Annotated in this window: 12 protein-coding genes; all 12 read left to right on the top strand. The window is 69.4% G+C overall.

Annotated elements, in window-relative coordinates; genetic code table 11:
* Positions 1–279: head-tail joining protein (locus KM176_RS24495; RefSeq protein ID WP_160897248.1), on the top strand; the 279-nt coding region annotated here is incomplete at its 5' end.
* Complete coding sequence (locus KM176_RS24490; RefSeq protein WP_160897249.1) at positions 276–689, top strand: hypothetical protein; 414 nt, start codon at positions 276–278, stop codon at positions 687–689. The genes KM176_RS24495 and KM176_RS24490, both read left to right, overlap by 4 nt.
* 22 nt (positions 690–711) lie before the next feature.
* Positions 712–1,158, top strand: a complete 447-nt coding sequence (locus KM176_RS24485) for a phage tail tube protein (RefSeq protein ID WP_160897250.1) — start codon at positions 712–714, stop codon at positions 1,156–1,158.
* Entirely contained in the window at positions 1,155–1,514 is a 360-nt protein-coding gene (locus KM176_RS24480; RefSeq protein WP_160897251.1) for a hypothetical protein, read from the top strand. The genes KM176_RS24485 and KM176_RS24480 overlap by 4 nt, the downstream gene beginning before the upstream one ends.
* An 83-nt stretch (positions 1,515–1,597) precedes the next feature.
* The gene (locus KM176_RS24475; RefSeq protein WP_160897252.1) at positions 1,598–1,828 is read left to right on the top strand and encodes a hypothetical protein; all 231 of its coding nucleotides are present in this window, start codon (positions 1,598–1,600) and stop codon (positions 1,826–1,828) included.
* Positions 1,810–4,284, top strand: a complete 2,475-nt coding sequence (locus KM176_RS24470) for a phage tail tape measure protein (RefSeq protein ID WP_160897253.1) — start codon at positions 1,810–1,812, stop codon at positions 4,282–4,284. Before KM176_RS24475 ends, KM176_RS24470 begins: the two co-directional genes overlap by 19 nt.
* Complete coding sequence (locus KM176_RS24465) at positions 4,281–4,934, top strand: hypothetical protein (protein WP_160897254.1); 654 nt, start codon at positions 4,281–4,283, stop codon at positions 4,932–4,934. The genes KM176_RS24470 and KM176_RS24465 overlap by 4 nt, the downstream gene beginning before the upstream one ends.
* Positions 4,931–5,518: a hypothetical protein gene (locus tag KM176_RS24460; RefSeq protein ID WP_160897255.1), complete on the top strand. Its 588-nt coding sequence runs from the start codon at positions 4,931–4,933 to the stop codon at positions 5,516–5,518. The genes KM176_RS24465 and KM176_RS24460 overlap by 4 nt, the downstream gene beginning before the upstream one ends.
* 1 nt (position 5,519) lies before the next feature.
* Positions 5,520–5,966, top strand: coding sequence for a DUF6950 family protein (locus tag KM176_RS24455; RefSeq protein WP_160897256.1), 447 nt, complete (start codon positions 5,520–5,522; stop codon positions 5,964–5,966).
* Positions 5,953–8,061, top strand: coding sequence for a phage tail protein (locus KM176_RS24450; RefSeq protein WP_160897257.1), 2,109 nt, complete (start codon positions 5,953–5,955; stop codon positions 8,059–8,061). The genes KM176_RS24455 and KM176_RS24450 overlap by 14 nt, the downstream gene beginning before the upstream one ends.
* A gap of 12 nt (positions 8,062–8,073) precedes the next feature.
* Positions 8,074–10,305 carry a glycosyl hydrolase family 28-related protein gene (locus KM176_RS24445; protein ID WP_160897258.1) on the top strand — a complete coding sequence of 744 codons (2,232 nt, stop codon included), beginning with the start codon at positions 8,074–8,076 and terminating at the stop codon, positions 10,303–10,305.
* 7 nt (positions 10,306–10,312) lie between these two features.
* Positions 10,313–10,611, top strand: a 299-nt coding sequence (locus KM176_RS24440; protein ID WP_160897259.1) for a hypothetical protein, incomplete at its 3' end; no start/stop codon positions are given.

The following is a 10,611-nucleotide window of genomic DNA, read 5'->3' as shown; positions in this document are numbered from 1 at the left end:
GGCGCCCCGGTCACCTACCTTCCGCAGGGCGGGAGCGCGCGGGTGGTGCAGTCGGTGTTCCGGCGGATGCCGGTGGATGCGACGGATCCCGACGGGCACCCGGTGCTGGTCACCAGCCCCAGCTGGTCGGTGCCCCGGGACCTGGTGCCCGAGCTCAGGCGCGGCGACCAGATCCGGCCCGGCGACGGGCTGACCTACGAGGTGCAGAATGTCTGGCCTTCGGGATCACCCGCCACGGATGCGCGGCTCATATGCGAGCTGTTTGAGGTCTTTTCATGACCCATTACCGCAGCACCTTCCGGGCCCAGGCGAAGGCCGCGCTGGAGGCCTCGGGCGCTCTGGCCGGGGTCACCCTGCTGTCGGCCTGGGCCGAGCAGATCGACGCCGCGACCCTGCCGGTGATGGGCGTGGCGACCCCTTCGGAGCGCAGCAGCCGCAGCAGTCATGGCGGGACGCTGGAGAAGGGCACGCTGCTGCAGGTGGTGCTGAAGCGCCAGGGCGGCAGCGACCTGGAGGATCAGCTCGACACCGATACCGCCGCCATCGAGGCCGCCGTGAGCGGGGCGCTCAACGGCGCGGGTGTCCAGTGCCTGCTGGAAGAGGTCACCACCATCGTCAACGGCGAGGGCGCCCGCCGCATCGGCACCGCCACCGCCAGCTTCCGCGTGACCTCCTGGCACGCGGCCTGATCCCCAGAGAACGGAGAATGACATGAGTACCACGGGCGTTGGTCTTGGCTATGGCGCCAGGATCCGGGTCGGGCGCGGCGCCACGCCGAGCTGGACCGAACTGGCGGGGATCGGCGACTTCGACCTGCCGGACGGGGAAGCCGACGAGGTCGACGTGACCTCGCATTCCTCGCCGAACCGCAGCAAGGAATACATCCCCGGGCTTCTCGATAACGGCACCCTCTCGGCGCCGCTCGACTATATCCCGGAAAGCCCCCAGGACATGCTGCTGCGCTACCTGCGCGCGGCGGGCGAGCTGATCCAGGTCGAGGTGACCGCCGCCGGCGCGACGACCCCCGAGGTCTACGCGGGCTTCGTCAAATCCTACGGGCGCTCGGCGCCGGTGCAGGGCAAGTCGACCGCCACGGTGGTCTTCCGCATCAACGGCCTCGTCTCGGGCGAGGCCACCGACCCGGCGGCCAGCGCATGAGCACGATGAACGGCGATTACACCTTCGACGCCCTGGGCCGCAGCTGGACCCTGTGCTTCGACTTCAACGCCCTGGCGGACTTCGAGCAGCACTCGGGCCGCAAGGCCGCGGCCTTCCTGGCGGAGATCGAGACGGACCCGGAGGCGCTGAGCCTTGCCGACATGCGCATGATGGTCTGGGCCGGGCTGGTGCAGCATCACCCCGAGGTCACGCTGCGCGAGGCCGGCCAGATCCTGGGCGAAGCGCCCGAGGCGATGATGCAGGCCCTCGGGGCGGCCATGCCGGAGCCGTCGCAGGACGGGGCGAAGGCGCTGCCGGGAAAGCCCAAACGCCGCAAGCGCCGCCCCTCGGGCTGAGCGGCCTGCAGCGCGCCTGGGTCCTGGCGGGCCTTGCCCCCGAGGCCTTCGGGCGCCAGACCCCGCGCAGCTTTGCCTTGCAGATGGAGGCGCTTGCGCAGCGGCGCCGCGAAGAGCGCCAGCGCCTGATCGAACAGGCCTGGCTGACCGCCATGCTGGGCCGCGCCGACAAGATCGTGCCGCTGCACGAGCTTCTGGCCGAAGCCCATCCCCGGGATCCCGCAGAGGTCGCGGCGGAACAGCGCGCCCGGCTGCGCGCCCTCTCGGCAACCCTTCAAAAACGGAGCTGGTCGCAATGGCTGGACACCTCGTAGGCCGGATGCAGGCGGTCCTCGGACTGGATGCCTCGGGCTTCAAACGCGCCCTCGAAGAGGTGCGCGGCAAGACCAACGGCTTCTCGCGCGCGCTGATCGGCGTGTCGCTGAAGATCGCGGCGGGGATGGCCGGCGCCATCGGCTCGATCGGCGGGATCACCTCGGCGACGGTGGCGGCGGCGAGCGAGGTCTCGCGGCTGGCGCAGGTCGCCAATGCCAGCCCGGCGGTGTTCCAGAAGTGGGCCGCCGCCGCCGGCACCGTCGGGATGGAACAGGACCAGCTGGCCGACATCCTGAAGGATGTGAACGACCGGGTGGGCGACTTCCTGACCACCGGCGGCGGGCCGATGGCGGACTTCTTCCAGCAGATCGCCCCGAAGGTCGGGGTGACGGCGGACCAGTTCCGCCGCCTCTCGGGCCCCGAGGCGCTGCAGCTCTACGTCTCCAGCCTGCAAAAGGCCGGGGTCAACCAGCAGCAGATGACCTTCTTCATGGAGGCCATGGCCTCGGAATCGACCCGCCTGGTGCCGCTGTTGCAGGAGGACGGCGCCGAGATGGCGCGGCTGGGGGATCGGGCCGAGGCGGTGGGCGCGGTGCTGGACGACAGGACCGTCGGGGCGATGCAAAACACCCGCAAGGCGCTCTTCGAGATCCAGATGTCGCTGACCGGGATGCGCAACCGCATCGCCACGGCGGCGCTGCCCTCGTTGCAGATGTTCGCCGACCTGCTGGCGCGGGGCAGCGGGCAGGGCGGGGTGCTGACGCGGGTGATCACCGCGCTGGCCGGCAACCTCGACCGGATCGTGGCCTATGCGGGGGCGGTGACGGTTGGGGTCGGGACCTACCTGGTCGGCGCCTTCGTGGCGGCGCGGGTGGCCTCCCTGGCGCTGAGCCTGTCGCTCAGCCGGCTGAAGGCCGGGCTGCTGGCCTCGGGCTTCGGCCTCGCGCTGGTGCTGGCCGGAGAGCTGGCCCTGCGGTTCTTCCGCCTGGTGCAGGCCAGCGGCAGCCTCGGCGCGGCGCTGGCGCTGCTGCGGGAGATCGGCGCCGAGGCCCTGGGCCGGATCGGGCTGGCCGGGCAGGGGCTGCTCTCGGGGCTGAAGGCGGTGTGGCTGGGCATCGAGGCCGCCGGCCTTGCGGCGTTGACGGGCGTCATGAGCGGCGCTGTCACGGTGACCAACCGTTACATCGGGCTGTGGCGCGGTGCCTTCGCGGCCATCAAGGCGCTCTGGGGCGAGCTTCCGGCGGTGCTGGGATCGCTGGCCTACAGTGCCGCGAATGCCATCCTTGGCGGCATCGAGGCGCTGCTGAACGGCACGGTGGAGCGGATCAACAGCTTCATCGGATCGGTGAACGACAAGATCCCCGAGGGCCTGAAGCAGCGCTTCTCCATCGGGCTGGTCGGCAAGGTTGAGCTGGGCGGGATCGCCAATCCGCACGCTGGCGCGCTGGCGCAGGCCGGGGCGGCGGCGAAGGGCGCCTTCCTCGACGGGTTCAACACCGACACGATCCCCGGGCTCGATACCTCGGGGATCACCGGCGTGGCGGATGCGGCGCGGGACGCGGCCGGCAATGCCCAGCTTGCCGCAGGCGCGATGGGGGCGCTGGCCACGGCGCCGCTGGCCTCCTGGGAGAAGCTGAAGACGGCCATGGCCGGCGGGCAGGACGCGGTAGAGGCCACGACCGGTGCTGCCGATACGCTGGGCACGGCCTTCCGGACCGCCGGCACCGCCGGCGCCGCGGCGGGTTCGCAGGCCGCCGGGGGCGCTGCCAAGGTGCTCAAGGGCCTGAAGGACCAGCTGGCAGAGCTGCGGGCGACCGCCGGCCTGACCGACGCCCAGACCCTGGCCTGGCAGAAGCTGCAGGAGGCGGGCGTCGCGGCCACCTCGGCCACGGGGCAGCAGATCGCGGGCCTGGCCGAGGCGATCACCCGGATGCAGCAGCTCAAATCCGCGACCGACAGCGTGAGGGAGGCCGGGCGCAACGCCTTCGCCAGCCTGGTCACCGGGGCGCAGAGCTTCACGTCGGTCCTGTCTAACCTGCTGGCCAGCGCGGCCACGTTCTTTGCCAACAAGGCCTTCGACAGCCTTTGGTCCGCGGCCAGCGGCAGCAGCCTGACCAGCGGGATCGGCAGCCTGTTCAAGGCGCTGGTGGGCGCCCATGCCAACGGGACCTCCAACTTCGCCGGCGGCTGGACCACGGTTAACGAACGCGGCGGCGAGATCCTGAACCTGCCCTCGGGCACCCAGATCATCCCGAACGACATCTCGAAGCGGATGGCGGACGGGGCGGCGCGGCAGGGGGCAGGGCAGACCGCGATCCATGTCGAGGCCTCGCCCTACTTCGACGTGCGGGTCGCGCAGACCTCGGGGCAGGTCTCCGGGGCCTATGCCAAGCGCAGCGCCCGGTCGCTGGACCGTGCGTCGCGCAGCTATAACGCCAGGGGGACCACCGTATGAGCCGCGCCATCATCGACCTCCCGCGCTTCCTGCTGCGGGCGAGTCTGGTCGACTGGGACATCGACTGGCGCGGCCAGTCGGCGGGCGGCGATACCGCCGGGGGCGAACAGGTGGTCTACAACGCCTTTCCCCGCTGGGTAGGGTCGCCGAGGATCATCCTGCCGGGACCGATGATCGGGGTCTGGCGGGCGATCCGGGCGCAGGCCGAGGGGCGGGTCAATGCCTACCGTGTGCCGATGGTCGATCCGGTCTCGCTCCGGCCCCAGGCGCGGGACTGGCGGGCGGATCTGCAAGCCTGGCAGCGCGGGATCTACCGGCCCCACAGGCCGGTGGTCACCTGCACGACCGCCGTGGCTGCGGGCGCCACGACGATCACGGTGAATGAGGCGTTGGCGGGCCAGCCGGTGCGGGTGGGGGCGTTCCTGAGTTACGACGACTGGCCCTTCGTGGTGACGGGACGCGCGGGCGCGGGGGCGGCGGTGACGCTGTCGGTGAAGATGCTGCGCACCGCCATCCCGGCGGGCGCGGCTATCGATCTGGCGGCCTCGGGGGTGTTCCTCGGGACCTCGGACACGATGGGCAACCCCGCTTACGACACCAGCGGGGTGGCCTCGGTGGATCTCGACTTCAGGGAATGGATCGGACGATGAGCTTCTTTCCGGCGGGGTTCGACCCCCGGGCGCCGGCGGCACGGGTGCTGCGGCTGGCCAATCTCAGCACGCCCGATGGCGACTTCGGCTTCATCGTCGGGACCGAGGGGCGGTTTACCGACGTGACCGGCAAGGCGTGGGTCGGCTCCACGCTGATCACGGCGGGCGATACCGAGATGTCGCTGAACGGCACCGCGCCCAGCGGGTCGGTCACGCTGTCCTTCCTGCAGGACCCGGATGCGCCGGACCTGGTGGCGCAGGTGCGCGCGCTTGGCCCCGATTACGTGGCGGGGCGGGCGATCACCTTCTGGATCCAGCCCTTCACGACCCTGGAGGAGATGTATGTGCCCGTCTTCGCCCCCTGCCTCTATGCGACGCGGGTGATGCGCAAGATCAGCCTCACCGCCTCGGGGGCGCAGGACCGCGCGATCAGCCTGAGCTTCGAGGGCCCGTTCGAGTTCAGGAAGGGCGCCCGGCGCCGGATCTACAACACCACGGACCACGGCCAGCTGCTGGGCGCGGCCAACCCGAGCCTGACCTACATCCCGACCGACAACCGGCGGGATGAGAAGATCTGGGGATGACATGACACCTCTCTATACCTTCCTGCACCGGCAGATGTCGGTGCCCTTCGTCTGGGGCGGCTTCGGCGGCGGATCGGACTGCATGCTGATGCTGGCCGACTGGTTCGCGGACTGCCATGGCCATGACCCCGCCGAGGAGCTGCGCTTTGCCTATGACAGCGCCCCGAGCTGCCAGCGCGCGACGCGGTTCTTCTCTGATCCGGTGGCGGTGGTGGCGCATGTCGCGGAGCGCCGCGGCGGGCTGGCGCGGGTGGCCGCGCCGCAGAAGGGCGACATCGCCGTGCTGCGGTTCGTCGATGCGGGGCGGGCGGTCTCGGTCGGAGGGATCTGCCTCGGGAATGCCTGGGCCATGAAGACGGAAGGGGCGCGCGGCGGCGGGGTGCATACCCGCGATGCCGCGCTGGTCGAGGTCCTGGCGGCCTGGGGGATGCACTATGTCGATCCGTAAGGGGCTGCTGCTGGCCGCGCTGCTGAGCAGCACCGCGCTGCCCGTCCGCGCAGATCCGGTGACGGGCTTCGTGGCCATGGCCTATGCAGCTTCCAGCGCCACGGCGCTTTATGCGGGCTACATCGGCAGCGCGGCGCTGGCGACGGCGGCCATTGCCACGACGAACTTCCTCGGCCAGACGCTGCTGGCACAGGGGCTGGCCTATGTGGCCGGCAAGTTGACCTCCAAAAGCAGCAACCCCTATGCCAGCACCCTGCAGAACTATGCCCAGCCGATCAGCTACATGCAGCGCGGCTATGGCACGGTGCGCGCGGGCGGGGTCTTCGGCTTCACCGGGTTCATGGATAACCGGCGGCATTACACGATCCTGGTGGCGGCGCATTCCACGGCAGGGCCGGTGACGCAGTACCTCTCGGACCGGGAGGTCGAGATCGACGCGGAGGGCAATGTCACCACCGACGCGATGGCGGGCTACGGCAACATCCGCCCCTTCACCGGCCAGACCGGGCAGGGGGCCGATGCGGTGCTGAGGGCGGCCTTCCCGGAGATCACCGCAGACTTCGACTTCGCGCAGCTCTCGGGCGCGCATCTTTGGGCGAAGCGGGTGAAGGTCTCGGATCTGACGACGGTCTATCCCGATGGCGACATCTGGGCCTATGCGCCGGTCTGGAAGATGAACGATCAGATCCTTGATCCGCGCGACGGTACGGCCAAATGGACCGACAACCTCGCGCTCTGCTTTGCCCATGAGATCGTCCATTACCTGGGCGCCGGGGTGGATTGGGACGAGGTCGCCGAAGAGGCCGAGGCCTGCGACGTCCTGGTGACCAACGCCGAAGGCGCCACGCAGCGCAAATGGACCTTCAACCGCAGCTATACCGACGATGCTGCCTGGGACGACATCTGTGCCGAGGTCATCGCGGCGGGGGATTGCTTTGTCTACGAACGGCCCGACGGCAAGGTTGGCTTTAAGGTCGGACGCTGGATCGACCCGGAGGTGACGCTGGAAGCGGGCGATTTCCTGAGCCTGACGCTGGAGGCGGGTGCGGATCTGGGGGCCAACAGCCAATATACGATCACCTATGTCGAGCCGCTGAACAGCTACCAGGAAACACCTTCGGGCGTCTGGGTGCAGGATGACACCGCAAAGCGCGTGGCCTCCGAAGTGCAGGTCTACCCGATCAACTCGCACAACCAGGCCAGCCGGATCAACAAGCGCCGGGCTCTGGTCGAGCATGCCGAATGGGCGCTGAGCGGGACGATCAAGCTGATCGGGTTCGAGCTGATCGGGCAGCGGTTCTTCCGCATGGTGCATCCCGAGTTCGGGCTCGATGTCCTGTTCGAGATCGGCAAGCTGCAGATCAACGAGGACGGGATGACCTTCGATATCGAGGCGCGCTCGGTCACGGCGTCGGACTTCGAGTTCGATGCCGCGACCGAGGAGCCGGAGCGGCCCGCGTACGAGCAGGTGCAGAGCGATGACAGCGTGGCCGATCAGACCGGGTTCTCGGGGGCGGTGCTGTCGATCTCGAACGGGGCGGCGGCGATCACCTGGAGCTGGGATGCGGCAGACGACAGCCTGCACCAGCAGGTCCGCATCATGTCCTCTGACGCGGGCGTAGAGTGGCAGACCTACACCTTCACGGAAGGCCAGATGAGCTGGGTGGCGACCGGGCTGGTGGATGGCGCGCAGTACCTCGCACAGGTGCGCAACCAGACGGGGGCAGGGCGCGTCGGCGCCTGGTTCCCCGAGGTGCCGGTCTCGGTGACGGCGGTGGCCTACACGACCGCACCCGGGGCGCTGTCGGGCTTTGATGTGGTCGCGGACGGGTCGGACGTGGCGCTGTCCTGGAGCGCGCCGAACGACGCCAATTACTTCGCCACCCGGATCTGGCGGGCGAGCTATGACGCGGCCACCACGCCGGACTTCGCGGACGCCTCGGCCATCCACGTGGAATACGGCACGGCCAGCGTGACCGATGCCTATACAGATCCCGGCCCCGGCGCCGGGGCGCATTACTACTGGGCCGAGGCGATCAACGCCTCTGGCGTGGCGGGCCCCCGGGCGGGTCCGCTGGACCTCATCTTCTCGTAAATCGGAGGCCGCATGGCTGTATCGCAAACCCGGATCACCGGCCCCGTCGTGCTGCCCGATGGCAGCGCCGCGACCACGGGGCAGGTGGTCTTTACCCTGCGCGCCTGGGACAAGCAGGGCGACGCGCTGGTGATGCATGGCCCGGTCATGGCCCCGATCACCGATGGCGCCATCGACGTGACGCTGTTTCGCACCGGCGCCGGAGAGGCCGGCACGCCCTATGACGTCTCTTATGTCTGGTGGGACGATCTGGGGGAACTGCGCGGCCTGTCGGTCGGACCGATTGCACTGTCGGGCGCGGGGCCGTTCAGCCTGGCCGAGCTGCTGGCGACCTCCTACGTGCCCTCGACCCAGCCCGATGCGCTGGCCCAGGCGCTGGCGGCGGCGGTGGCAGCGGCGTCGGAGGCGGCCACCGCCGGATCGGCCCGGGAGGCCGCCGCGCTGGCCGCCGCCCAGGCCGCGCTTTACGAGGGTGTTTGGCTGGATGATGTTGCGGCCATCGAGGCCGACACGACGCTGACCTACGCTGCCGGATCAGCCCAGGTCGCGGTCGGGAATTTCCTGCGCACCCGCGATGAACAGTTCGGCTTCCTGGTGGCCGAGGTGGAGGCCGAGGATGCCGACATGCAGACCGCCGGCCAGGTCAAGGCCTATGCCCGCGCGCGGGATCGCTCGGACTTCAACGTCTTCCAGTTCGGGGTCAAGGGCGATGGCGTCACCGATGATGCCGCAGCACTGAACCGGGCGATTGCGCGCACCCAGGCGCTTGGCGGTCGGCTGATCGTGCCGCCTGGGCTGTACCGTTACGGGTCCGAGCTGCAGATCAGCGATGTCATGCAGCTGCAGGGCGCCGGGCTGCGGCGCACGATCTTCCAGCCGATGGACGATTATTCCGGCTGGTTCATGGGCATCACCGAGACCACCTTTGCCGGATCGGTGAACCAGGGCCCGGCACCGACGCTGGGCAAGGACCTGGCCGGGGTGGGGCTGGCGGATTTTTCCGTGCGGTCCTCGCGCAGTGGTGTCGTGCAGCACGGCATCCGCTGCATCGGGCGCAATGACCGGATGCAGTGGAACAATATCTATGTCGAGCTGCTGGAAGGCACGCATTACCACTTCGGCCATGAGAACGGCACCAACTCCGAGGGCAACCCTGCGGCGGCCTATATCCGCGAGGGCCTGTTCCGCAATGTCGAGAGCCGGGGCGGGGGCCAGGCAGCAGGCGCCTTCCCGGCGGTGGTCTTCGACAGCCATGGGGTCGGCGACGCCTCGAACCTGTGCGACTTCTTCGGCTTCCGCGTGGTCTATCCCTATCACGTCGGTTGCGACTTCGACCATGCGGCGACGCAGAATGCGATCCGGCGGCTCGCATTCTACAGCGCGCTGTTCCATGCCTCGGACGAAGCCCCGGTGGCGCATACGTCGCCGATGCTGCGCCTGACCGGGCGGCTGAACGATCTGGCCTTCTATGGCTTCAAGACCAACACGCTGCTGGCCGGTCAACCCGGGGTCGAGATGAACGGCAAGACCGTGGCGGGCACGCTCTATCGCCCGGACGGGATCCTGCTGGACGGCGGGATTTCCAGCGGCGCGGGCGATCTACTGGTGCTGAACAACTGCGCCGCGGTCGAGGCCAACTTCCGCCAGCTGGGATCGAGCGGCACGCATCTGACCATCGGGGCCAATGTCGCCGGGCCGGTGCAATGGCGCTGTCCGAAGGTTGCGACCTTCGCCATTGCGGACGGGCAGGGCAAGGTGCTGTCGAGCTACCGGGCCCTGCAGGACGAGACCCCGGCGCGGTTCTCGCGCATCGTGCTGGGCGAGGGGATCTATTCGCCGCTGATCATGGCCGGGTCGGTCCTGCCGGAGGCGGCGATCGCGGCCCCGGCGCCCTCGATGTACTTCTACCAGGACCAGGACGGCGAGCGTGACAGCGACACTCTCTATCTGAAGGGGGCGGGGTCGGATGCCACCGGCTGGTGGCCGGTCAGCCTGCTGGTGGGCGGGGATCGCGATACGCAATTGCCCGAGACGCCAACGCTTTACCAGTGGTTCTTCGACAATCCCTCGAAGGCAAGCGGGCGCTACGACGGATCAGGCTGGTGGTGGTCTCCGGTGTGGAAGAACGTGCCGGCCTCTGCCACGGCGACAGGGATAAAGGATCAGATCGCCCGGGATGACGACTACTTCTACGTCTGCACCGGAACGAACGTCTGGAAGCGCGCCGCGCTGTCGAGCTGGTGAGGGGACGATGAGCGATCCGACGAAAGATCCCGCCGTGATCGGCGGGCTGGCCGAGGCGCTGCGCGCCTGGCGCGAGACCCTGCCGGAACAGTTCTTCGCGCTGCTCCTGTCGGGCGTCGCCGGCGCCTGGGTGCGCGCGGTCTTCCTGCCCGAGATGCGCCTGGTCCGCCGCCTGGTCGAGGCCCTGGCCGGGGTCTGCTCGGCGATGACCCTGGGCTGGCTGCTGGGCGCGATCCTGGATGGGTGGACCGATGCCGGCACGCCCGCCTATTGCGGCGCGGCCTTCGCCATGGGCGAGGGCGGCAT

Source organism: Pseudooceanicola endophyticus, from assembly GCF_018760365.1.
GTDB classification, from domain to species: domain Bacteria; phylum Pseudomonadota; class Alphaproteobacteria; order Rhodobacterales; family Rhodobacteraceae; genus Pseudooceanicola; species Pseudooceanicola endophyticus.
This window is presented reverse-complemented; position numbering and strand designations above follow the sequence as displayed.